The sequence below is a fragment of the Novosphingobium sp. CCH12-A3 genome (genome assembly GCF_001556015.1).
GTDB classification, from domain to species: domain Bacteria; phylum Pseudomonadota; class Alphaproteobacteria; order Sphingomonadales; family Sphingomonadaceae; genus Novosphingobium; species Novosphingobium subterraneum.
This window is the reverse complement of the sequence record NZ_LSIA01000286.1, coordinates 16,149-38,870: the sequence shown is the minus strand read 5'-3', so window position 1 is coordinate 38,870 and position 22,722 is coordinate 16,149. Positions and strand designations below refer to the sequence as shown.

The window sequence follows — 22,722 nt, the reverse complement described above, 5'->3', positions numbered from 1 at the left end:
CGGCGACCACATCGCGCCACTCATTCCACCAGCATCAGCGCGTCGAGTGCTACCACGCCCTCACCCGTGGGGTGCAGGATCACCGGGTTGAGGTCGATCTCGCGGATCGAGGGTTCGGCGCGCAGGACCTGGCCAACCTTCACGATCAGGGCCGCGAGCGCCGGAACGTCCAGCGCGGGTGAACCGCGATAGCCGCTGAGCAGCGCCGCGCTCTTGAGCTTCATCAGTTCGGCCTCGACCGCAGCCTGCGTCAGGTCTGCAGTCAGCAGGCGCACGTCCTCCGCGGTCACCCCGCCGAAACCTGCGAGCACGACCGGACCCCATTCGGGATCGTTCTTGGCGCCGACGATCATCTCCATGCCGCGCTTGCCCATCGCTTCGATCAACACGCCATCCAAGCGGATCGACGCGGAGTAGGCTGCGACGTTGGCGTGGATGCGGTCCCACGCCTCGCGCACGGCAGCGGCATCGGCAAGGTTGAGAATCACGCCGCCGGCATCGCTCTTGTGCCCAAGCGCTGCTGCCTGCGCCTTCATCGCCACCGGATAGCCGACGGCATCGGCAGCCGCTACCGCCGCATCGGCGCTGTCGGCAAAGCCGCCCTTGGGGAAGCTCACGCCCAGCGGGCCGAGCAGTTCCTTCGACTTGTATTCCGGGATCACGCCGTGGACATCGGCAAGGCCGGGCAGCGGTGTTGCCGGAAGGTCGTTGGCGGAAAGGTCCTGAGCGGACCAGTGCGTCAGCCGGGTCACGGCACGCAGTGCGCGTTCGGTGGTGGGGAACCACGGAATGCCGGCCGCCCGCAGCGCGGCGATGCGCTCGGCCGGAACCTCGGCGCCTTCGTCGAGCCCGGCGAAGATCACCGGCTTGGTGAGCGTCTTGCCTTCCACAGCGGCGAGGATCGGCGGGAACTTGATCTTGCAGGTGATCGGTTCGGCCTGGATGATCCCCGCGAAGACCGTGCCGACGCGGTCGTCTTCCAGCAGGGCCTCGACGCAGCGGGTGTAGATAGCCGGCTCGGACAGACCCTGCGCGGTGATGTCGAGCGGATTGGACACCGGCACGAACGGCGGCAGCGCCGCGCGCAGCAGTGGCGAATCCTCGTCGAGCTCTTCGGCGAGGTCGAGCGTCAGCGCCTTGAAGGCCCCGGATTCGCCCAGCACCGCGGTCTTGCCCGAAGGCAGCGCCTGACAGCGCACCGCGATCTCGGCAATGTCGCCCAGCTCCTCCAGCGTTTCGGCAAAGATCACGCCGGCACGTGCCACCATGGCCCGCATCAGCTTGTAGTCGCCCGCCATCGCGCCGGTGTGCGTTGCCGCCGATTCGCGCGCCGCGCTCGATTTGCCGGGGTGCAGCAGGACCACCGGCTTGCCGGCCGCCTTCGCCCGCCGCGCCGCAGCGAGGAACGCCTGCGGCTTGCGGAACTGTTCGACGATCATCGCGATCACGTGCGTATCGTCCTGGTCGACCAGCCAATCGACATAGTCCTCGACCCCGCTGGCTGCCTCGTTCCCGGTCGAGACCGAGTAGGAGACGCCGGCATCGCGGGCGAGCAGCATCGTGCCGAGCACCGCCGCCATCGCGCCCGATTGCGAGACAATGCCGATCGCCCGCTTGCCGGCAGGGGGCACCGCATTGGTTTCCACGAAGGTCAGCGGAATGCGATCGACATAGTTGACCAGGCCAAGGCAGTTCGGCCCTTCGACCACCATGCCCGCTTCATGCGCGATACGCGCGATCTCGCGCTGTTCGGCCAGGCCTTCCTCGCCGCCTTCGGCAAAGCCGGCCGAGAAGATCACCACGCCGCCGCACTTGCGCTCCGCCAGGCCCTTCACGGCATCCAGCACGCCGGCGCGCGGGATCGCCAGCACGGCCACATCCACACCTTCGGGAAGCGCGTCGACCGAGGCGAAGCAGCGCTTGCCCATGATCTCGTCACGCTTCGGGTTCACTGGATAGACGGCACCGGCATAGCCGTTGCGATCGAGATTGGTCAGCAGCGTTGCACCAAGCGCGCCGGGCTTGTCCGATGCGCCGACGACGGCGACGGACTTCGGGCGCAGGAAACGATCAAGCGCAGCGTGGGACAGACTCGCAACAACGGCCATGGCATCCTCCGATTTCGCTATGCGCTATAACAATTATCGGAAGGACGGCAAGTGGGCGTTGTGGTCAGGCCTGCACGACCCTTTGGTGCAGGACACCGAACGGTGCGCGGCCCGAAGCATCGACCGCTTCCATCCGCACCGTATCGCCAAAGGCCATGAATGCGGTCCTGGGTTCGCCTTCGTCCAGCACTTCGATTCCGCGCCGCTCGGCAATGCAGGACGAGCCGATCTCGCGGAAGTTTTCGTTGGAGACCGTACCCGATCCGATCACCGTGCCCGCCACCAGATCGCGCGTGCGCGCGGCGTGGGCGACGAGTTCGTGGAAGCCAAAGCCCATCGCATGGCCATTGGCGGCACCGAAGCGCTTCCCGTTCCAGTCGACCAGCAGGTCGAGGCAGACGCGCCCGTTCCTCCACGCATCGCCGAGTTCATCGGGCGTCACGGCGAAGGGCGCCATCGCGCAGGCTGGCTTGGCACCGACCCAGCCGAAGCCGGTCTTCATTTCCGGCCCCGCGAGCGTGCGCAACGACCAGTCGTTGATCTGAACGACAAGCCGGATGTGCTGCATCGCCTCGGCAGCGCCTGTCCCCATCGGCACGGCATCGACAATCACCCCGAACTCGCCCTCGAAATCGATGCCGAGGTCGGTCGAAGGGAAGCGCGCTTCGGTCCCCGTCGCCATGAAGGTATCGGACATGCCCTGGTACATCAGCGGCACGTCGGTCTTGGGCTTGGTGATCCCCAGCACCGCGTCCATCAAGTCCCCATGGCTCTGGAAGGCTGAACCATCCAGCCACTGCCAGGCACGGGGCAACGGTGCGAGCAGCCTTGCATCATCAAGCGCTTCGGGAAACGCGGCGATGGCCTGCAATGCCGGCGAGAACGCCTCCCAGCCCTCGACCAGTTCCTGCAAGGTCGCGGCCGGAGCATAGGCGAAGGCATCGCCTTGCGGCGAGACCACGATCAGCCGCCCGTCGCGAGTACCGTTGTCGATTGTGGCGAGGCGCATGTCATTCTCCCGATGCTGTCTTGCCCCGACGCCTAGTCCGCGCCGGGCGAGACAGCAAAGGAATGGTATTTATTGCCCGGCATAAACGCCGTGAATGAAACGTGAGCCTTCGCGTGCGCAGTCTCGCCCTGGGCTACCCCTCAAGCGCTGGCAAACCAGATCACGTGCTTTGCACCCTTGCCATTGGTGCGGGCGCGCACTTCCACTTCATCGACGTTGAATCCTGCTGCCTTGAGGCGCTGGGTAAAATTGGCATCCCTTGCCGCAGACCAGATCGCCAGCACGCCGCCGGGGCGCAGTGCATCCATCGCCGTGCGCAGCCCGCGCATCGTGTAAAGCCGGTTGTTGCCCGCCCGCACCAGCCCATCAGGTCCGTTGTCGACATCGAGCAGGATGGCATCGTACCCGGTCCCGCCCACCGACAGCGCATTGGCCGAGATCACGTCGGCCACGTCGGTCATCACCAGCCGCACGCGCGGATCGCCGAGGCAGCCTGCTTCCAGTTCCGCCATCGGCCCCTTGGCCCACTGGATGATTTCGGGCACCAGTTCGGCCACGGTCACGTGCGCGTCGGCCGGAAGCTTCTCCAGCGCTGCGCGAAGGGTGAAGCCCATGCCATAGCCGCCGATCAGCATCGCCGGCCGCTGCGCCCTGGCAATCCGGGCGATGCTTTGCGTGGCGAGTGCAATCTCCGAACCGTTCTGCCGCGTACTCATCAATTCGTTGTGGCCGAGCACGATCATGAAATCGCGGTCGTGCCTGTAGAGCTTCAGCTCTTCGCCATCGGGCACTCGTGCCGTGCCGAGAAGTTCGCGTGCTATCATACTTGAGGCCCTAGTCTGCGGGAACCGCAGCCACAAGGCGCACGTTGCCTCAACCGACGGATTCGGAGACAAGACGATGCGCAAGATGATGCTCATGGCCGGTATCGCCGCTTTCGCGGCCAGTGCCCCGGCCCTCGCCCAAGGCAATGGGAACGGCAACGGAAACGGCCACAGCAAGGGCGGCGGCGGCCCGGCCAAGGCCGAGAAAATGGATCGCGGGGGCCAGAAAGGCCCCGAGAAGGCCAAGGGTCCTGACAGGGCGAAGGGCCCTGACAAGCGCGCCGAAATGCGCCCGGAAAAGTCCCGCGGCAACGACGCGCGGCAAATGCCCCAGCAGGCCATGCGCGGCAACAATGACAAGGATCCCGGGAAGGGCCCGGGCCGCGACAACGGTGCGAAGGCTTTCGATAAGCTTGAACGCCAGGTCAACCGCGGCGGCGACGGCCGCGTTGACCGAGGGGACGACCGCAACGTCATCCGCGTGGCAAGCCGCCAATGGCAGGACGGCCGCTATCGTTACGACGACCGCCGCTTCCTGATTCCGGTCGCGAGCGATTGCCCTCCCGGCCTTGCCAAGAAGAACAACGGCTGCCTGCCGCCGGGCCAGGCCCGCCAGATCCGGGACTCGCGCAGTTGGGGTGACTGGTACCCGGTGCGCTACCTCGGCAACAACTATGACTGGCGCTACGGCAACGGCTACATGTACCGCGTCGGCAATGGCGGGCTGGTCTCGGGTATCGTGCCCCTGCTTGGCGGTGCCCTGTTCGGCGGGCAGGTCTGGCCCACGCAGTACAGCGACTACGCCGTACCCAGCTATTACGACCGCTACTATGGCTTCCGCGATGGCTATGACTATCGCTACGCGCAGAACGCCATCTTCGAGGTCAATCCGCAGTCCAACGTGATCGAGGGCATCGCCGCGCTGCTGACGGGTGATCCGTGGGTAGTGGGCCAGCCGATGCCGGCCGGCTACGGCTTCTATAACGTACCCCCTGACTGGCGCGGCCGCTACGCCGACACGCCCGACAGCTGGTACCGCTATAGCGACGGCTACGTCTACGAAGTCGACCCGACCACCCAGCTGGTCCGCGCCGTGATTGAACTGATCGCCTGACCTGCACTCGAAGACACGAAGAGGATTTCCATGGTGCGCCATACGATGATGGGGACTGTGCTGGTCGCAGCGCTCGCCCTTGCCGGCTGCGGAAAGAGCGATGCGCCAGATGCAAAGGGCAGCGGCGCAGTCGCCGAGGCGTCGAGCAAGGACCTGTTCGACGCTCTCGACGACAGCAGCGATCTTTCCGAATCGGCCCGGCTGATCAAGGCGGCGGGGCTGGAGAAGACATTCGAGGGCGTCGGCAGCTACACCCTGTTCGCGCCGACCAACGAAGCGATCAAGGCCTTGCCCGAAGCCGATCGCAAAGCGCTGGAAAGCGAGGACGGCAAGGTGCAACTCCTCGCTCTCGTCAGCCAGCACCTCTCGCCGGGCTATGTCGCGCGGGCCGATCTGGAGCAGGGCATCGAGCGCGCCAACGGCACGGTGCGCCTCGCCAGTCTCGGCGGGCAGCCTCTTACGCTCACCCGCAGCGGCGACACCATCCGCCTCGGCAGCGGAGACGACGCGCCCAGACTGGTCGGCGAACCGATCGTCGCCCGCAACGGCGTGATCTATCCGATCGACCGCGTCCTGCCCGCGCCGCAGTAACGGCCTTGGCGGATGATTCCGCTGTGAAAGGATCGGGCAAGAATTGCAGCAAGGTGGTGCAACCGGACTCGCAAATCCCGGTTGCACCCCTTAACTGATCGGTTAAGCTTCCTCGCAAATGGCGGCCTGAGTCCGCTAGTTGCGAGAGGACAAGGCCGGTGCATTTCCACCCCAAATATCATGCCGCCCGCAATCCCGATCGCGCCGCCGTCATCATGGGCGGCAGCGGCGAGGTGGTCACCTATGCGCAGCTCGAGGCCAAATCGAACCAGTTCGCGCAGCTGCTGCGCTCGCGCGGGCTCCAGATTGGCGATACGATCGCACTGTGCCTTGAAAATCGGGCCGATTTCTTCGCTCTGGCCTGGGGCGCGCAGCGGGCTGGCCTCGTCTACGTCGCCGTCTCGTGCCGCCTCGCCGCGCCCGAGATCGCCTATATTGCGCATGACAGTGGCACCCGCCTGCTGATCGGTTCGGCATACACCGCCCCGGTGCTCGACGAAGTGGCAAAGCTGGCCCCTGAGGTGCCGCAATTGCGCTTCGATACCGAAGGCCCCCTTTCACTCGACGCCGCGCTGGCGGCGCAGCCTGCCACGCCCATCGCGGACGAGCGCGCCGGCTGCGACATGCTCTATTCCTCGGGCACCACGGGCAAGCCCAAGGGCGTGCGCATTCCGCTTCCCGAAGACCCCGAGATCGGCGCGGTCAATTCGCTGATCGGCATTGCGAACCAGGCCTTCGGCATCACCGGCGATGCGGTCTATCTCTCGCCCGCTCCGCTCTACCACGCCGCACCATTGCGCTGGTCGATGACCATTCACCGCATGGGCGGCACCGTGGTCGCGATGGAGAAGTTCGATCCCGAGCATGCCCTCGAACTGATCGAGAAGTACAAGGTCACCGACAGCCAGTGGGTGCCGACGCACTTCGTGCGCATGCTCAAGCTGCCCGATGACGTCCGCACGAAGTACGATATCTCCAGCCTCAAGTGCGCGATCCATGCCGCTGCGCCCTGCCCGGTGCCGGTAAAGCAGGCGATGATCGCGTGGTGGGGTCCGGCCCTGCGCGAGTACTACGCCGGCACCGAAGGCAACGGCTTCACCTTCATCGCCAGCGAGGACTGGCTGCAGCGTCCCGGCTCGGTCGGTCGCGCGATTCTTGGCACGATCCGCATCTGCAACGAGGAGGGCGACGAGGTTCCGCCGCGCACCGAAGGCCAGGTGTTCTTCGAAGGCGGCAATGCCTTTACCTACCACAACGACCCCGACAAGACGCGCGACGCCACCAACAAGCACGGCTGGACCAGCCTTGGCGACGTGGGCTGGGTCGACGAGGACGGCTACCTCTTCCTGACCGACCGCAAGAGCTTCATGATCATTTCTGGTGGAGTGAACATCTACCCGCAAGAGATCGAGAACCTGCTTGTCACCCATCCCAAGGTGGCCGACGTCGCCGTGATCGGCGCGCCCGATCCCGACATGGGCGAGAAAGTCGTTGCGGTCGTCCAGCCGCGCGACATGGCCGAGGCTGGTCCGGCACTTGCAGCCGAGCTGACCGAGTGGCTGAACCCGCAGCTTTCGCGCGTGAAGATGCCGCGCCAGATCGACTTCCGCGAGGAGCTGCCCCGCGAGCCCACCGGCAAGCTGTTCAAGCGCCTGCTCCGCGACGAATACAAGCAGGCCCACGAAGCCGCGCAAGCGGCCACGGTCTGAGGGAGGACAGGACAATGGCAAGCGTTCCAGTGGTTCCGGCTGAGGTGGGCCGCGCCGTCATCGACCCCAAGTCCTACGGCACGTGGGACCCGTTGCTCGACCAGTTCGATGCCCTTCGCGCCAAGGCGCCCGTGGCCCGGGTCGTCGCGCCCCAAGACGAGCACGAGCCGTTCTGGCTGGTTTCGGGCTTCGACGAAGTGATGAAGGTCAGCAAGGACAATGCGACTTTCCTCAACCGGCCCAAGTCGGCCGTCTTCACCCTGCGCGTCGGAGACATGCTGGCCCGCTCGATCACCGGCGGGAGCCCGCATCTGGTGGATTCGCTCGTCGCCATGGACGCACCCAAGCACCCGAAGCTGCGCCGCCTGACGCAGGACTGGTTCATGCCCAAGAACCTGTCGAAGCTTGATGGCGAGATCCGCAAGATCGCCAACGAATCGATCGACCGGATGCTGGCGGCGGGCGAGGAAGGCGATTTCATCCCGCTGGTCGCTGCGCCCTATCCGCTCCACGTTGTCATGCAGATCCTCGGCGTGCCGCCCGAGGATGAGCCGAAGATGCTGTTCCTGACCCAGCAGATGTTCGGCGGGCAGGACGAAGACATGAACAAGTCCGGCATCAAGGACCTGCCGCCCGAACAGATTTCGCAGATCGTCGCCGGCGCAGTGGCAGAGTTCGAGCGCTACTTTGCCGGACTTGCTGCCGAGCGCCGCCAGAACCCCGGCGAGGACGTTGCCACCGTGATCGCCAATGCCGTGATCGATGGCGAACCGATGAGCGATCGCGATACGGCAGGCTATTACATCATCGTCGCCAGTGCCGGGCACGACACCACCTCGGCCTCGTCTGCAGGAGCCGTTCTCGCCCTCGCCCGCGATCCTGACCTGTTTGCCCGCGCCAAGGCCGACCGCACCCTTTTGCCCGGCATCGTCGAGGAAGCGATCCGCTGGACCACGCCCGTTCAGCACTTCATGCGCACCGCCGCGCGCGACACCGAGCTTGGTGGCCAGCAGATCGCCGAAGGTGACTGGCTGATGCTCAATTACGTCGCGGCCAATCACGACCCCGCCCAGTTCCCCGAACCGCGCAAGTTCGACGCGACGCGCCCGGCTAACCGTCACGCCGCGTTCGGCGCTGGCTCGCACCAGTGCCTCGGCCTGCACCTCGCCCGCCTGGAAATGCGCATCCTGCTCGATGTGCTGCTCGACCGGGTGGAGAGCCTCGAACTGGCGGGAAGCCCGCGCCGCGTGAATTCAACCTTCGTCGGCGGGTTCAAGGCGCTGCCGCTGCGCTGGAAGGCGGCGTAACCGGGGTGACAATCGGCAGCACCGGCCTCACAATGGGCTGGTGCTGCACTTCATTCCCGGCCCGCTCCACCGTACCCTGCTGCGCACTGCCCATGCCGCGCGGCTGTCGTACTGGCGCATCACGCGCAAGCGCGTGCGCGGCTGCAACGTGATCGCCGTCAATGCCGCAGGCGAAGTGCTGCTCGTCCGGCACAGCTACCACGCGCGCGACACGTGGATGCTGCCAGGCGGAGGGCTGGGCCGTGACGAGCGCCCGGAAGTGACAGCCTCACGCGAACTGTTGGAGGAGACCGGCTGCATCCTTGATGCGCCGCGTCACCTTGGCACGGTGGTGCTGGACCGCAAGGGCTGGACCAATGCGATCGAACTCGTCGTCGGGACGACAGGGGACCTGCCCGCCGCCGATGGCCGCGAGATCGAGGAAGCACGCTTCTTTGCGGCCGAGGCGCTCCCGGCAAACACCAGCGGCCCGGTGCGAGAGATGGTTGCGCGCTGGCTGGCCGATCAGAACGGCAGTTCGGCCTGAAGCACCGGCGCTGCGGCGCCCTCGTCGCCGTCCTCGGCCTCTTCGCCTTCCAGCGCCGAGAGCGTCAGCCCCATCAGCCGGATCGGCTTGGGCAGCGGCAATTGCGCATCGAGCAGGTCGCGGGCGAGTGCGGCAAACTCCTCCTTCCCTGCGATCGGGCGCGGCAGGGACCTGGCGCGCGTGCAGGGGGTGAAATCGTTGGACTTCATCTTGAGCGTTATCGTTCGCCCGGTTGCCCCGCTGCGCGCGATCCGCTCCCACACGATCTCGATGATCCGCTCCAGTGTCTCGCGCAGCGCGGGGCCGGAGGAGATGTCCCGCTCGAACGTCCGCTCGCCGCCGACCGACTTGCGCGGCCGATCTGCCTTGACCTGCCTGAGGTCGATCCCCCGAGCCGCGCGATAGAGATAGTCTGCCGAACTCCCGAAGTTGGCGCGCAGGAAAGCCAGGTCCTTGGCCCTCAAGTCAGCGCCGGTCTCTATGCCCAGCCTGGCCATCTTCTCAGCGCCGCGCGGCCCGATGCCATGGAAGCGCCGCACCGGAAGCGAGCCGACGAACTGCGCCCCTTCGCCCGGACGGATCACGCAGAGGCCATCCGGCTTGTTCTGGTCGCTGGCGAGCTTGGCGAGGAACTTGTTGTAGGACACCCCGGCGCTTGCCGTAAGGCCGGTCTCGGCCCTGATGCGCTGGCGGATCAGCTCGGCGATACGCGTGGCCGAACCGATCCCGCGCACATCATCGGTCACGTCGAGGTAGGCCTCGTCAAGGGAGAGCGGCTCGACATGCGGCGTAAAGTGCAGGAAAACGCTGCGGATCTGCTGCGACACTGCCTTGTAGACATCGAAGCGCGGCTTTCTGAAGATCAGGTCCGGGCACAATTGCGCCGCACGCGCCGAGGGCATGGCCGAACGCACCCCGAACTTGCGCGCCTCGTAGCTTGCCGCTGCCACCACGCCGCGCCCGGACGATCCGCCGACGGCCACGGGCAGGCCCCAGATCGAGGGATCGTCGCGCTGCTCGACGCTGGCGAAGAAGGCGTCCATGTCGACATGGATGATCTTGCGCAAGGCAATCGCCTGACGGTCAGGCTCGTCCTGGTCTCGCGCAAATTCCATGTGCCCACGATACTCCGTTTCGCATTGCAACATAAACCCGGTTTTGGGGGATGGGATTTGAAGCCATTCTCGTTCAAAGGGTGATTATGCCCGCTAACGATTCCAACACCCTGCGCGCGCCGCGCACGATGGGCGAGCGCGAGACCATCGCGATGATGGCGCTCGTCATGGCGATGCAGGCGCTCGCCGTCGATGCCATGCTGCCCGCGCTTGGCGACATTGCGACGGATCTTGGCGTTGCCGATCCCAACCGCCGCCAGCTGGTGGTCGGCACGTTCCTGCTCGCCTCGGGCTTTGCCTCACTCCTCCCGGGTTCGCTGGCGGATCGCTATGGCCGCCGCCCGGTCCTGCTGACCTGCATGGCGATCTACATCCTGTTTTCGCTGGCCTGCGCGCTCGTCACTTCGTTCGACGGCATGCTGGCGATGCGCGTGGGGCAAGCGATCGGCTGCGGCGGGCTTGCCGTTCTGCCCGGTGCCATCATCCGCGATCGCTTCTCGGGCGATCAGATGGCCAAGCAGATGTCGATCATCTCGGTGATCTTCATGGTCGTGCCGATGCTTGCGCCGAGCATTGGGCAGGTCGTGCTGCTGTTTGCCGGGTGGCGCTGGATCTTCGTGCTGCTGGCCGTTCTGGCCACGGGCATGGCGGCATGGCTGTATATCCGCCTGCCTGAGACGCTGCACCCCGAATATCGCCAGGCGATCCGCCCGATGACGATCGCGAAGAACATGGGGCACGCTGCCACCAACCGCTCGGCCATCGGCTACGTGCTGGGCGGTTCGCTCACTTTCGGGGCGATGATCGGCTATGTGAACTCCTCGCAGCAGCTCGTCGGCGAACACTTCGGCGCGGGCAAGATGTTCCCCGTGCTGTTCGGCTTTTCGGCGCTGATGATGGCCTGCGCCAGCTTCTCCAACTCGCGCATCGTCGAGCGCTTCGGCGCGCGCCGCGTCTCGCACACGGCGGTAATCGCGTTCATCCTCGTCAGCGCGCTGCAGACCTTCTCCTCGAGTCTGGAAGGGCAGACGCTGTGGCAGTTCATGCCGCTGATGATCACGAACATGATCCTGATCGGCTTCATCGGCGCGAACTTCGGCTCGATCGCGCTGCAGCCGTTCGAACGCACGGCAGGGAGCGCCAATTCGATGCACGCCTTCCTGCGCATGGTGATCGGCTCGGTCATCGGGATCTTCGTCGGCCAGGCCTACGACGGCACGGCGCATCCGCTGGCGCTCGCGCTGCTGTCAGCAGGCGTGCTCAGCCTTCTGCTGGTGCTGTTCAGCGAAAAGGGGAAACTGTTCCGCCGCCTGCACCCGCCGGGCACACCGCGCCCGATCGTGCTGGAGCATTGATCTGACCTCGCCACCGGCGAGGTTCGTGCGGCACCGGCCCGCTCCCCCGCCCGGCCACCCACGCAAGTATCCTGAATGGGTGGTCGGGCGGGGGAGCGGGCCGGTGCCGCAAGATTCGAAACGCCAGTTTCGGATCAAAGAACTCTCAGGCGCGCAGGCTCAAGGCGTTATCCGAGATCAGCGCCAAGGCTTCTGCTGCGGGTTGCGGCCGCCCCAGATGATACCCCTGCATGAGCCGGATGCCCAGAGCGCGCGCCGTGCTGGCCTGCGCTTCGTCCTCGACGCCCTCGATCGTGCAGTCGATGCCAAGCTGCCAGGCAAGTGAAACGATCGTACCGACGAGGGAACGCGCACCCGGGTCGGTGGCGAGGGCGCGGGACAGTTCCTGATCGATCTTGATCATGTCGAGCGGCAGGCTGTGCACCTGATTGAGACTTGACCAGCCCGCGCCAAAATCGTCCAGCGCGATGCGGAAACCGCGCGCGCGGAATGCCAGCAATTGTGCTTCGGCGCGCTTGGGATCTTCGAGCAGGGCCCGTTCGGTAACCTCCAGGATGATCGAATGCGGCGGCGCCCCATGGTCTTCCACCAGGCGCGCTAGAGCTTCGGCCGTGCCAGTCCGCATCACGTCGCGGGGGCTGAGGTTGATCGCCAGCCAACGTCCGTACTTCCACGCCGGGCATTCGGCCAGGGCGCGCGCCATGACCGTGCGGGTCATTTCGCCGGTCCGCCCCGTCGCTTCGGCAAGCGACATGAATTGCCCCGGTGCCAGCCAGCGCTCGCCATCGGGACTCCAGCGCACAAACGCTTCGAGGCCGATCACGCCGCCGCTCTCGGCATCGAGGATTGGCTGGTAGACGAGCTTGAGCCGGTCGGCGAGATTGCTTTCGTTGAACAGGCGGGTGATTGCAGCGCGATCCTGCAGCTCGGCCTCGTCGTCCGGGCTGAAGACGACGACGGCGCCATCGGAAAGCTCCTTGGCCTTGTAGAGCGCGGCGTCGGCCCGTTCGAGGCAATCGCTGACGCTGCGCCCGTCCATGCGATGGACGCCAATGGAGCCGGAAAAGCGCAGCACTGCACCGCCGTGCAGCACCGGGGCGCGCAGTGAATCCGAAAGCGCCGTACCGATCGCAAAGGCGGCTGCGTGATCAAGAGAGGGGTCGAGCACCACGGCGAATTCATCGCCTCCAAGCCGACCGAAGCAGCGCACACGCTCCATTCCGCCAAGCCGATTCGCCACGGCCTGGAGCACGGCATCGCCTGCCGCGTGGCCATAGGTATCGTTGATGTGCTTGAACCCGTCGAGGTCGATCAAGGCAAGCCATGCCCGTTGCACGCCCCTGCCGCTGCGTTCGATATCCTCGGCCAGCCGATCGAGGATGGCGCGACGGTTGAGCCCCCCGGTCAGCGGATCGATGGTTGCCTGGAGCAGGTTCTCCTGCGCCAGCCGCGCCGCTTCGCGCTCTCGCCGGGTCAATTGCTGACGCGACAGTTCAAGCCGCACGAAATCGCGGTGGTGGCCGTTGGTGATCAGCAGCAGCAAGGTCGTCACCACCACTTGCACCAGCACGACCATGACCGCATTCGGATGCCCGCTGAAGAGGATCTGGCCAGTGGTCGGGATCGTTGTCGCAATCGCGATGCGCAATGCCGTCATGGGCGAATGGCCGAGGCCGAGAATCCCGGAAAACAGCGTAACGGCAAAGATATAGTGGATGAAGGATTGCGCTTCCCAATCGCCATGGACGTAGAGCGCCATGCCCCACAGGGCGAACAGGAAACTGGCGAATGCTCCCAGCCAGCTCATCGAGGCGAGATCACGCCGGAGAACCGCCGTTGCACGCCGCTCGACCGCTGCCGGTCGCCAGTAATATGCCCGCCACAGCGCAAAGCCGCCGAGGAATATCGGTCCCGGCGCGATCAGCCAGACGGGCGCGATATGGCGAAACCGGAATGCCACAAGCAGCATGTCGAAGACGACGACGAGATAGAGAAGCGGCAGGCGATGCGACAGGCTTCGCGCATAGGCGAGCGTGAAATTGTCGCCCTCGCGCTGCTGCCAGCTGGAAGAGAAGGGACGCGCATTGCGCAGCGGACGGCCGAAGCGCCGTCCGCGAGCGACAAGACTGCGCAACCCGGTAAACATGGCTGCGCGGATAGCACCAAGGCAGTTAACAGCGCGTAAGGGTCAATTCCGAATCGGGTCTATCTGGCGTGGCAAATCATCGCCTTAGCTTTACGCGGAAAGCGCCGCGACCAGCTCCTTGACCTTCTTTTGCCGCCACTGCGGCAGGGGTGCGACGAGCCAGTAACCCTTGCGTGATGTCACGGGTTCGCCCTGCACGACCACGCGGCCCATGCCGATCGCATTGTCGACCAGTTGATAGGGCACGTGCGCCCGGCCCAGCCCGGCGCTTGCTGCGCTGATCGCGGTTCCGGCGTCGCCGACCGAGAAGCCGACATCGCCGCCGCCCGGTGCCGGATCGCCGGGCCAGCCGATCCACGGGCAATCGGGCGCGGCATCGGGCGCGGCCACCGTCACCATTAGCGGCTGGCCCAATGCGATGCCTTCCAGTTCGCCCGGCCCCTCGGCCCAACGCACTGCAAGGTCGAGATTGGCTTCGGTAAAGTCGATATCGGCATCGCCGCCGACGAGCGAGAAGCGCATCTGCGGATTGCCGGCGCGAAACGCCGCAAGCCGGGGCGACAGCCACGCGGCGAAGAAATCGCGCGGGCAGGCGATCGTGTAGACATGGCTCGATTGCCCGGCCTGCATCGCCTGCACGCCTTCTTCAAAGCGCAGGAAGCCTTCGCGGATCGCATCGAGACCGGCAATCGCCTCGTCGGTGAGTTCAAGGCCCTTCGAAGTGCGGCGGAACAGCACGACACCGAGCAGGTCTTCCAGCGCGCGGATCTGCTGCCCGACCGCCGCCGGCGTCACCGCCAGTTCGTCGGCGGCGCGCGTGAACGAGAGGTGCCGGGCCGCAGCGTCAAGCACGCGCAGGCCATTGAGAGGGAGATGGGTCCGCTTCATTGCGAACCGGATTTAGTTCGCCGGAGCCGGTGCCGCCAGAGGAAAGAACGGAATCGCCACATCGAACAACGAGCCATCGGCACGCTGCATCGTGTAATGGCCCTCCATGCTGCCATGGTGGGTGCCAAGCGGGCAGCCGGAGACGTAGTCGTGGCTCTGCCCCGGCTGCAGGACGGGCTGTTCGCCGACGACGCCGTCGCCATCGACGAAGTTGATCATGCCCCGCCCGTCGGTGATCCGCCAGTGGCGCGACAGCAGTTGCACCGGCTGTTCGCCGTCATTCTCGATGCGGATATGATAGACCCAGAACCACTTTCCCGCTTCCACCCGCGACTGTTCGGGGAGGAAGTTCACGGCGACTCGCACCGTGACGCCTTCGGTGATGGCGGCATGCTGGAAGAGCTGCTTCATGCCCATCAAACTATCGCAAACCGCCAGATGTTCCAACGCCGATGTGCAACTTTGTGCCGCCTGCCCATGAAGGCATTGCCCAAAAAGGGTGGCAGGCGCAGAGGATGACGCGATGCTGATCCGCGCCCCCGCCATTCTCTGCTCGGTCCTGCCCAACGGCGAACACGGCGCGATCATCCGCGTGCTGACCGCCGACCATGGCCTTGCCGCCGCCTATGTCGCCGGGGCGCGGGGGCGCGAACTGCGGCCCGTGCTGATCCCTGGGAACCTGATCGAGGTTGAAGTGCGCTCACGCACGGCTTCGCAACTGCCATCTGCCCGCGTCGAGCTCGTGGCAAGTCGGGGGCCGTGGCTGTCAGAACCACTGCCCAGCGCGGGGATCGGCTGGGCCTGCGCGCTGACCGCCGCGACACTGCCCGAAGGCCACCCTTACCCGGTGCTCTACGAGTCGCTCGTCGCCTTGCTCGATGCGATCTGCCATGCCCCCTCGGCCCGAGGATGGGCACGGGTCCTGGCTGGCTACGAAGTGCTGCTGCTGCGCGAGGTCGGATATGGCACGGCCCCAGCCCCTCCGCCAGACGAGCAATGGCCCGATCTGCTGGCCCGTCTGGAGCGTCAGGGCAAGGCCATCGCCAACCGCCTGCTTGCCGATCGCACGCGCGATGTTATGGGGGCGCGCGCGATTCTGCTCGGCCGCCTGAGAAGGATTGGCTTCGACGCATAAGCGGCGAGCGAGTGCAGGGACGAAGGGGTATTTCATGAAGATTGCGGTTCTGCCCGGTGATGGCATCGGTCCCGAGGTGACGCGTGAAGCGGTCCGCGTGATCGAAGCGCTCGGCCTGCCCGACATCGAGATGAAGGAAGCCCCGGTCGGCGGCGCGGCCTACAAGGCCTATGGCCATCCCCTCCCGGCCGAGACTCTGGAGATCGCCCGCCTTTCGGATGGCATCCTGTTCGGTGCGGTAGGCGATCCCGATTGCGATTCGCTCGAACGCCACCTGCGCCCGGAACAGGCGATCCTTGGCCTGCGCAAGGAACTGACGCTGTTCGCCAACCTGCGTCCGGCCAAGGTCTTTGCCGGCCTCGAAGGACATTCCGCCCTGCGCCCCGAGGTGGCCGGCGCAATCGACATGGTCATCGTGCGTGAGCTGAATGGCGACGTCTATTTCGGCGAAAAGGGTTTCCGCACCGCTGCCAACGGTGACCGCGAGGGCTACGACGTCATGTCGTACAACGAATCCGAAGTGCGCCGGATCGCCCATGTCGGCTTCCGCACCGCGATGGGCCGCGCCAAGCGCCTGTGCTCGGTCGACAAGGCCAACGTGCTCGAAACCAGCCAACTGTGGCGCGACGTGGTGATCGAGGTGGCCAGGGAATATCCCGAGGTCACGCTCGAGCACATGTACGTCGACAACGCCGCGATGCAGCTCGTCCGCGCGCCGGGCAAGTTCGACGTCGTGCTGACCGGCAACCTGTTCGGCGACATTCTCTCGGACCAGGCCTCGATGTGCGTAGGCTCGATCGGCCTGCTTGCCTCGGCTTCGCTCGGCGAGCGCCAGACCGCGCACGGCACCTTCGGCCTTTACGAGCCGATCCACGGTTCGGCCCCCGACATCGCTGGCCAGGGTCTTGCCAATCCGATGGCGACGATCCTTTCGGCGGCGATGCTGCTGCGCCACTCGCTGGGGCTGGCAGAAGCGGCAGACCGGGTGGAGGCCGCCGTGGCCAGGACTTTGGCCGATGGCGTGCTGGGTCGCGATCTTGGCGGTAGCGCCGGGACGACGGAAGTAGGTGACGCGGTGCTCGCAAGGCTCTAAAGGCCCCGTCCGATGCTCCAGCTAGCCGTTATCCTTCCGACCTATCGTGAACGCGCGAACATCGCGCCGATGGTCGCGCGTCTCGACGCTGCGCTGCAGGGCGTGGTGTGGGAAGCGATCTTCGTTGACGACAACAGCCCCGATGGCACCGCCGACGAGGCGCGCCGCATTTCGCTTACCGATCCGCGCGTCCGCGTGATCGAGCGGATCGGTCGCCGCGGCCTTGCCTCGGCTGCGATCGAGGGCATGTGCGCCACGGCTGCCCCGATCGTCGCAGTGATGGACGCTGACCAGCAGCATGATCCCGAACTGCTGCCCAAGATGCTCGCTGCGGTCGAAAGCGGCGAGTATGACCTCGCTTATGCCTCGCGCTTTGCGGAAGGTGCGAGTACCGAGGAATGGGGCCGTCCCGACCGCGTCAAGGCGTCGGGCCTGGCCAACCGCATCGCCAACAAGGTGACCGGCGTCGAACTGTCGGACCCGATGAGCGGCTATTTCATGCTTCGCACCGAAACGCTGCGCGCGGACGCGCACCGTCTGTCCGGCGTCGGCTTCAAGATCCTGCTCGATATCCTTGCCACGGTCGACCGCCCGCTCAAGGTCAAGGAATTCCCTCTCAACTTCGTCGCCCGCATCGAGGGCGAGAGCAAGCTGGACCAGACCGTAGTGTTCGAATTCCTCGTAGGCCTGTACGACAAGTGGCTCGGCCGCATCATCCCGACACGCTTCGCGCTGTTCGGCACCGTTGGCGCCATGGGCGTCGCGGTGCAACTGGGCGCGCTGTGGGTGCTGCTCAAGGTCATTGCCGGCGAACGCTTCGTCTATGGCAACTGGTCGGAAAGCGCGACCTTCAACACCGCCAACACGCTGGCGGCGATCATCGCCATGACCTTCAACTTCGTGCTCAACAACGAGCTGACCTATTCCGACAAGCGCCTGCGCGGCTTCGGCCCGCTGCTGCGCGGCTGGGCGCAGTTCGGCCTTACCTGCTCACTGGGCCTGCTGACCAACGTCGGTTCGGCTGCCGTGCTCAAGACCATCGGCTTCCACAGCGTGGTTGCGGTGATCGTCGGCATCGTGCTCGGCTCGGTGTGGAACTTCGCGCTGTCGTCGCGCTTCGTCTGGGGCAAGTACTGATTTGCGCGCGGTCGCGGGGCTTCCGGGACCGCAAGCGCTTCTGCTCGGGTTGACCGGCGCAGGGGCTCTGTTCAGCCTGATCGATACGCCTTACCCGGCACTCGCGCCGCTCCAGAACCTGCCGACGCTGTTCATCGTTGCCATGCTCTGGCTCGCGCTGCGTCGTTGGCCCATGCCGACAAGCGCGATCATGTGCATCGCGGCATTCATGGCGCTGCACACCATCGGCGGGCGCTACATCTACTCGTACGTGCCCTACGAGCAGTGGCTCGGCGCACTTGGCCTGCCCTCGATCGACCATGCTTTCGGCTTGGGTCGCAATTCATGGGACCGGCTCGTTCATTTCAGCTTCGGCGCCTTGTGGGCCTGGCCCATCGCCTGCTGGCTTGCGCGCCATCGCGGGCTTTCGCCTGCGCTGGCCACCTACATCGCGGTGGAGTTCGTGCTGGCAGGCAGCGCGCTTTACGAAATCTTCGAGTGGCAGCTTACCGTGGTCATGGCCGGGCCGGATGCAGATGCGTATAACGGGCAGCAGGGCGATGTGTGGGACCCGCAGAAGGACATGGCGCTTGCCGGGCTTGGCGCTCTGACCACCGCAGTCTGGCTACGGCTGCGCGCTATTTCCAGCTATTGAGCCAGGTGTAGTCCCGGTAGGAATCCTTGCGCGGCAGTTCGCCTGCCGAGAGGATCGGGTAGAATCCGATAAACAGACCGAACGACAGCACCAGCGTCACCTTGGTCGGCCAGCGCAGGCCCAGATCCCACCACTCGCCCAGGACCAGCGCAAGGGCGGCCAGCAGGAAGCAGCTGGCCAGCATGTAATGGTAGTAGAACTGCACTGGCTTGCCGTTGATCGCCCAGAAGCCGACGAGCAGGACATAGGCGGCGAAGACCAGCAGGTGGAGCCGCTTTGCCCCACCCTTCATGCCTTTGAACCCGTCCCACGCACAGAACAGCAGCGCGGGCAGCCCGGCGAGCATCGTGAACGGATTGCCGATCATCAGCACACCACGCTGCGCACCATCGACCTCTTCATAAAGGAACCAGATCGCCCGGATGTTGGCCACCCACTGCCACCACACGCTCATGTAGGTGTGCGGCTTCTTCACGCTGTCCTGCAGTTCCAGCATGTATTGCTGCCAATGCCACAGCCCGCCTACGGTCATCGGCTGCTTTTCATAGAAGAAGGCGGGCAGGAAGGTGGCAAGATAGACCACCACCGGGACCACCCCCAGCCATAACGCCGCCTCGACCAGCGAGACACCTGGCACCGGTCCGGCCTCGCGCGAGGCCCACAGGAGGCCACTCCTCCTGCCCTTCAGCGCCTCCCAGCGGTTCAGTGCAAAGACCAGTCCGGGCAGCGGCAGCAGAAGCGCGCCATTCCACTTTGCGCCCAGCGAAAGCCCCATGAACACGCCCGCCAGCAGCAGGTGAGACCGCGCCAGCAAGGCCTTGCCGGAAGGATTGCGCCAAGCGAGCGCCCATTGCCACATGGCCAGCGCCATGAACCCGGCCATCGCCATGTCGAGCAGGGCAATCCGCGACATCATGAACCAGATGAAGTCCGTTGCCAGCAGCAGGCCGAACAAGACCGTGGCCGAACGGGAAAAGCTCGCCCACCACAGCGCCCGCATCATTGCCCAGAGCCCGAGCCCGCCAAGCACGGCCGAGGGGAAGCGCCAGCCGAACGGGGTATCGCCGATCAGCTGCATCGACCAGGCGATCAGTTGCTTGGCCAGCAGGGGATGCTCAGGGTTCAGCCGCGACGTCAGGTCGATCAGCCGTCTTGCCGCCGGCAAGTAATGCACCTCGTCGAACATAGGCTTTGACGGAATGCCGAGCCGGTGCAGCACGAGTAGGAAGAACGCGGACGCGATGACCGCGCACCAGAATGCAGGGTCTTTCTCGCGCGGGGCTGCGGTCTGGAACTGTTGCGTCATGCGTCCTGACCGATAGGGCGCGCAGGGCCGCTTCGCAATCCCGCCGCTTGCGCGCAGCCGTCCGGAAAACTAAGGCGGCTGGCATGAAGAGAACTGCTGGCCAGGACCGTTCGATCACGCAGAAGTGGCGTCCCGCAACGCAAGCCGTGCGCGGAGGCACGTGGCGTTCGGAAATGGGCGAAACGTCCGAAGCGCTGTTCCTCACCTCCGGCTTTACCTACGACGATGCCGCAACGGTTGCCGCACGCTTCGCCGGCGAGGCGGAAGGCATGACCTATTCGCGCCTGCAGAACCCCACGGTGCAGATGCTGGAAGAGCGCATCGCCCTGATGGAAGGAGCCGAGGCGTGCCGCACGCAGGCCACCGGCATGGCGGCGATGACCACCGCCCTGCTCTGCCAGCTTTCGGCCGGGGACCACATCGTCGCCGCCAAGGCCGCATTCGGTTCGTGCCGCTGGCTGGTCGACAACCTGCTGCCGCGCTTCGGCATTACCGGCACCACGATCGACGCTTCGGACAACGCTGCGTGGGAAGCCGCGATCAGGCCAAACACCAAGGTGTTCTTCTTCGAAAGCCCGGCCAACCCGACGATGGACATTGTCGATCTCGAGTTCGTCTGCGCGCTCGCCAAACGCCACGGCATCACCACCGTGGTCGACAACGCCTTTGCCACCGCTGCTCTGCAGCGCCCGATGGACTTCGGCGCGGATGTCGTCGCCTATTCAGCCACCAAGATGATGGATGGCCAGGGCCGCGTCATGGCTGGCGCAGTGTGCGGTTCGGCCGAGTGGATCAACAACGTCCTGCTGCCGTTCCAACGCAACACCGGTCCGAACATCGCCGCGTTCAACGCCTGGGTCGTCCACAAGGGTCTCGAAACGCTTGACCTGCGCATCCACCGCCAGAGCGAGAACGCGCTCAAGGTCGCGAGCTTTGTCGAAGCCCGCGTGCCCCGTCTGCTCTATCCGTTCCTGCCCAGCCATCCGCAGTACGAACTGGCACGCAAGCAGATGAAGGCGGGCGGCACCATCTTCTCGTTCCACCTCGATGGTGGGCTGAAGCAGGCCCACGCCGTTCTAGATGCGCTGCAATTGATCGACATCTCGAACAACATCGGCGATTCGCGCTCGCTGATGTGCCATCCGGCCTCGACCACGCATTACGGCGTCGGCCCGGAAACCCGCGCCGACATGGGCGTGGGCGAAGGCATGCTGCGCCTCAATGTCGGCCTTGAGGACCCCGATGACCTGATCGAGGATCTCGACCAGGCCCTGCGGGCCGCGGGTTTGTGAAACCATCTGCCTGAAATTGCGCCAATTCGGTTGCATCGCGCCACCCTTGCCGTAAATAGGCAGCCGGGTGGGGTCGCAACGGAGCAAGCTGCTTTGCTGGCCGAGGCCCATCTATCTGCCATAATCCAGTCTTCCGATGATGCGATCATCAGCAAGGACCTGCAAGGGACAGTCCTGAGCTGGAACCCGGCGGCCACGCGCATCTTCGGATTTGCGGAAGCGGACATGATCGGCCAGTCGATCCGGCGCCTGATCCCAGAAGATCGGCAGGCCGAAGAAGACGATATCCTTGCTCGCATAGCGCGTGGGGAGCGGGTGAAGAGCTTCGACACCGTCCGCCAGCGCCAGGACGGAGCCCTCATCTCCGTCTCGCTCACGGTCTCACCGATCTACGACCAGGCAGGAAAGATCGTCGGCGCAAGCAAGATCGCCCGCGACATCACCGCTCGCGAGGAAGGCCAGCGCGCCTTGCGCGAAAGCGAGATGCGCTTCCGCATGCTGGCCGACAACATCACCCAACTGGCATGGGTTGCCGACCGGTCCGGTTGGATAGGTTGGTACAACAAGCGCTGGTATGACTACACCGGCCTTGCAGAAGGCGATTGCGACGGCTGGGGCTGGGATCAGGTCCATCACCCGGACCACCTCGAAAGGGTCCTTGCACACTTCAAGACCAGCATAGAATCCGGGGTGGAGTGGGAGGACACCTTCCCTTTGCGATCGGGCGACGGGGAATACCGCTGGTTCCTGTCGCGCGCGCTACCCATTCGCGACGCTTCGGGCGCGATCCTCTACTGGTTCGGCACCAATACCGATGTGACCGACATGCTCGAGAAGGAAGAGCAGATTCGCGTTCTCCTGATGGAGGTGAACCACCGCTCGAAGAACCTGCTTGCCGTCGTTCAGGCCCTTGCCCGCCGTTCGGGCTGCCAGGACCCGGATTTCCTGCACCGCTTCGAACGCCGCCTCGCCAGCCTCTCGGCCAATCAGGACTTGCTGGTCCGACGCGGCTGGTCGACCATCCTCATGGATGAGCTGGCCGAGGCCCAGTTGGCGATACTGGGGCGCGAGGCGCGGGCGCAGATCGAATTGCGTGGAGCCTCGATTCCCCTCAGCCCCCGCAGCGCCGAGATCATCGGCATGGCGTTGCACGAGCTTGCCACCAATGCGCTCAAGTACGGCGCCCTGGCCGCGCCGGCAGGCAAAGTCGTGCTGTGCTGGGAGGAAACCGCAGATCGCTTCGTCATCGACTGGCGTGAGAGCGGCGTGCCCCTGATGTGCGTGCCGACGCATCACGGGTTTGGTACCACGCTGATGCGGCATATCCCGGCCCGAAGCCTCGATGCCGAAGTGACCATCGATTACGCGCCGACCGGGTTGCACTGGCGGCTGGATTGCTCGCTCGCCACGGCAAGGATGCTGGAAAGCTGAAC

General features: G+C 65.3%; 20 protein-coding genes. 12 read left to right on the top strand and 8 right to left on the bottom strand.

The features are described from left to right. Positions 1 to 20 precede the first annotated feature (20 nt). The 3 genes from AX703_RS22945 to AX703_RS22935 form a co-directional block, all read right to left on the bottom strand. Positions 21 to 2,108, bottom strand: a complete 2,088-nt coding sequence (locus AX703_RS22945) for an acetate--CoA ligase family protein (RefSeq protein WP_062347512.1) — start codon at positions 2,106 to 2,108, stop codon at positions 21 to 23. A gap of 64 nt (positions 2,109 to 2,172) precedes the next feature. Further along, positions 2,173 to 3,117, bottom strand: a complete 945-nt coding sequence (locus AX703_RS22940) for a fumarylacetoacetate hydrolase family protein (protein WP_062347511.1) — start codon at positions 3,115 to 3,117, stop codon at positions 2,173 to 2,175. 140 nt (positions 3,118 to 3,257) lie between these two features. Continuing rightward, positions 3,258 to 3,941, bottom strand: a complete 684-nt coding sequence (locus AX703_RS22935; RefSeq protein ID WP_062347509.1) for a spermidine synthase — start codon at positions 3,939 to 3,941, stop codon at positions 3,258 to 3,260. Between the two features lie 76 nt (positions 3,942 to 4,017). Here AX703_RS22935 and AX703_RS22930 point away from each other — a divergent pair, with 76 nt between their 5' ends. The 5 genes from AX703_RS22930 (at position 4,018) to AX703_RS22910 (ending at position 9,188) form a co-directional block, all read left to right on the top strand. Next, positions 4,018 to 5,055: a hypothetical protein gene (locus tag AX703_RS22930; RefSeq protein WP_062347507.1), complete on the top strand. Its 1,038-nt coding sequence runs from the start codon at positions 4,018 to 4,020 to the stop codon at positions 5,053 to 5,055. Between the two features lie 30 nt (positions 5,056 to 5,085). Further along, positions 5,086 to 5,646 carry a fasciclin domain-containing protein gene (locus tag AX703_RS22925; RefSeq protein WP_062347505.1) on the top strand — a complete coding sequence of 187 codons (561 nt, stop codon included), beginning with the start codon at positions 5,086 to 5,088 and terminating at the stop codon, positions 5,644 to 5,646. Positions 5,647 to 5,804: 158 nt separating this feature from the next. Further along, positions 5,805 to 7,355, top strand: a complete 1,551-nt coding sequence (locus tag AX703_RS22920) for an acyl-CoA synthetase (RefSeq protein ID WP_082734768.1) — start codon at positions 5,805 to 5,807, stop codon at positions 7,353 to 7,355. Positions 7,356 to 7,369: 14 nt separating this feature from the next. Beyond that, complete coding sequence (locus AX703_RS22915; protein WP_062347503.1) at positions 7,370 to 8,662, top strand: cytochrome P450; 1,293 nt, start codon at positions 7,370 to 7,372, stop codon at positions 8,660 to 8,662. 40 nt (positions 8,663 to 8,702) lie between these two features. Continuing rightward, positions 8,703 to 9,188 (top strand): NUDIX domain-containing protein, encoded by a 486-nt coding sequence (locus tag AX703_RS22910; RefSeq protein ID WP_062347501.1) that lies wholly within the window; start codon positions 8,703 to 8,705, stop codon positions 9,186 to 9,188. Here AX703_RS22910 and dinB read toward each other — a convergent pair. Further along, entirely contained in the window at positions 9,167 to 10,303 is a 1,137-nt protein-coding gene (dinB, locus tag AX703_RS22905; protein WP_062347499.1) for a DNA polymerase IV, read from the bottom strand. The two genes, AX703_RS22910 and dinB, sit on opposite strands and share 22 nt — an antisense overlap. 86 nt (positions 10,304 to 10,389) lie before the next feature. Between dinB and AX703_RS22900 the strand changes: the two genes are divergently transcribed. After that, the gene (locus AX703_RS22900; protein WP_039336505.1) at positions 10,390 to 11,658 is read left to right on the top strand and encodes a multidrug effflux MFS transporter; all 1,269 of its coding nucleotides are present in this window, start codon (positions 10,390 to 10,392) and stop codon (positions 11,656 to 11,658) included. Between the two features lie 145 nt (positions 11,659 to 11,803). On the opposite strand, the gene AX703_RS22895 is transcribed toward AX703_RS22900, so the two are convergent. The 3 genes from AX703_RS22895 to apaG form a co-directional block, all read right to left on the bottom strand. Further along, positions 11,804 to 13,804, bottom strand: coding sequence for a bifunctional diguanylate cyclase/phosphodiesterase (locus AX703_RS22895; protein WP_082734766.1), 2,001 nt, complete (start codon positions 13,802 to 13,804; stop codon positions 11,804 to 11,806). 90 nt (positions 13,805 to 13,894) lie between these two features. Beyond that, positions 13,895 to 14,692, bottom strand: a complete 798-nt coding sequence (locus tag AX703_RS22890) for a LysR family transcriptional regulator (RefSeq protein ID WP_039336417.1) — start codon at positions 14,690 to 14,692, stop codon at positions 13,895 to 13,897. Between the two features lie 12 nt (positions 14,693 to 14,704). Then, on the bottom strand, positions 14,705 to 15,103 hold the full coding sequence (apaG, locus tag AX703_RS22885; RefSeq protein ID WP_062347557.1) for a Co2+/Mg2+ efflux protein ApaG: 399 nt from the start codon (positions 15,101 to 15,103) through the stop codon (positions 14,705 to 14,707). Between the two features lie 112 nt (positions 15,104 to 15,215). On the opposite strand from apaG, the gene AX703_RS22880 reads away from it, so the two are divergent. Genes AX703_RS22880 through AX703_RS22865 form a run of 4 tightly spaced genes read left to right on the top strand, consistent with a single transcriptional unit; the run spans position 15,216 to position 18,691 of the window. Further along, positions 15,216 to 15,827 (top strand): DNA repair protein RecO, encoded by a 612-nt coding sequence (locus AX703_RS22880; RefSeq protein WP_039336415.1) that lies wholly within the window; start codon positions 15,216 to 15,218, stop codon positions 15,825 to 15,827. 34 nt (positions 15,828 to 15,861) lie between these two features. Beyond that, on the top strand, positions 15,862 to 16,920 hold the full coding sequence (leuB, locus tag AX703_RS22875; protein WP_062347497.1) for a 3-isopropylmalate dehydrogenase: 1,059 nt from the start codon (positions 15,862 to 15,864) through the stop codon (positions 16,918 to 16,920). Positions 16,921 to 16,932: 12 nt separating this feature from the next. Next, positions 16,933 to 18,057, top strand: coding sequence for a glycosyltransferase family 2 protein (locus AX703_RS22870; protein ID WP_062347495.1), 1,125 nt, complete (start codon positions 16,933 to 16,935; stop codon positions 18,055 to 18,057). Between the two features lies 1 nt (position 18,058). After that, complete coding sequence (locus AX703_RS22865; protein WP_062347493.1) at positions 18,059 to 18,691, top strand: DUF2238 domain-containing protein; 633 nt, start codon at positions 18,059 to 18,061, stop codon at positions 18,689 to 18,691. Here the strand turns inward: AX703_RS22865 and AX703_RS22860 are convergent. Further along, the gene (locus AX703_RS22860) at positions 18,675 to 19,997 is read right to left on the bottom strand and encodes a phospholipid carrier-dependent glycosyltransferase (protein ID WP_062347491.1); all 1,323 of its coding nucleotides are present in this window, start codon (positions 19,995 to 19,997) and stop codon (positions 18,675 to 18,677) included. The two genes, AX703_RS22865 and AX703_RS22860, sit on opposite strands and share 17 nt — an antisense overlap. A gap of 83 nt (positions 19,998 to 20,080) precedes the next feature. Here AX703_RS22860 and AX703_RS22855 point away from each other — a divergent pair, with 83 nt between their 5' ends. Then, complete coding sequence (locus AX703_RS22855) at positions 20,081 to 21,289, top strand: PLP-dependent aspartate aminotransferase family protein (RefSeq protein WP_039336406.1); 1,209 nt, start codon at positions 20,081 to 20,083, stop codon at positions 21,287 to 21,289. Positions 21,290 to 21,382: 93 nt separating this feature from the next. After that, positions 21,383 to 22,720 carry a PAS domain S-box protein gene (locus tag AX703_RS22850; protein WP_062347489.1) on the top strand — a complete coding sequence of 446 codons (1,338 nt, stop codon included), beginning with the start codon at positions 21,383 to 21,385 and terminating at the stop codon, positions 22,718 to 22,720. Positions 22,721 to 22,722: the final 2 nt, after the last annotated feature.

Coding starts and splice junctions, on each gene's coding strand:
- AX703_RS22935 (WP_062347509.1), bottom strand. CDS start 3,941: ATGATAGCACGCGAACTTCTCGGCACGGCACGAGTGCCCGATGGCGAA.
- AX703_RS22945 (WP_062347512.1), bottom strand. CDS start 2,108: ATGGCCGTTGTTGCGAGTCTGTCCCACGCTGCGCTTGATCGTTTCCTG.
- AX703_RS22895 (WP_082734766.1), bottom strand. CDS start 13,804: ATGTTTACCGGGTTGCGCAGTCTTGTCGCTCGCGGACGGCGCTTCGGC.
- AX703_RS22900 (WP_039336505.1), top strand. CDS start 10,390: ATGCCCGCTAACGATTCCAACACCCTGCGCGCGCCGCGCACGATGGGC.
- AX703_RS22915 (WP_062347503.1), top strand. CDS start 7,370: ATGGCAAGCGTTCCAGTGGTTCCGGCTGAGGTGGGCCGCGCCGTCATC.
- AX703_RS22925 (WP_062347505.1), top strand. CDS start 5,086: ATGGTGCGCCATACGATGATGGGGACTGTGCTGGTCGCAGCGCTCGCC.
- AX703_RS22870 (WP_062347495.1), top strand. CDS start 16,933: ATGCTCCAGCTAGCCGTTATCCTTCCGACCTATCGTGAACGCGCGAAC.
- AX703_RS22930 (WP_062347507.1), top strand. CDS start 4,018: ATGCGCAAGATGATGCTCATGGCCGGTATCGCCGCTTTCGCGGCCAGT.
- AX703_RS22890 (WP_039336417.1), bottom strand. CDS start 14,692: ATGAAGCGGACCCATCTCCCTCTCAATGGCCTGCGCGTGCTTGACGCT.
- AX703_RS22855 (WP_039336406.1), top strand. CDS start 20,081: ATGAAGAGAACTGCTGGCCAGGACCGTTCGATCACGCAGAAGTGGCGT.
- leuB (WP_062347497.1), top strand. CDS start 15,862: ATGAAGATTGCGGTTCTGCCCGGTGATGGCATCGGTCCCGAGGTGACG.
- dinB (WP_062347499.1), bottom strand. CDS start 10,303: ATGGAATTTGCGCGAGACCAGGACGAGCCTGACCGTCAGGCGATTGCC.
- AX703_RS22940 (WP_062347511.1), bottom strand. CDS start 3,117: ATGCGCCTCGCCACAATCGACAACGGTACTCGCGACGGGCGGCTGATC.
- AX703_RS22860 (WP_062347491.1), bottom strand. CDS start 19,997: ATGACGCAACAGTTCCAGACCGCAGCCCCGCGCGAGAAAGACCCTGCA.
- apaG (WP_062347557.1), bottom strand. CDS start 15,103: ATGAAGCAGCTCTTCCAGCATGCCGCCATCACCGAAGGCGTCACGGTG.
- AX703_RS22880 (WP_039336415.1), top strand. CDS start 15,216: ATGCTGATCCGCGCCCCCGCCATTCTCTGCTCGGTCCTGCCCAACGGC.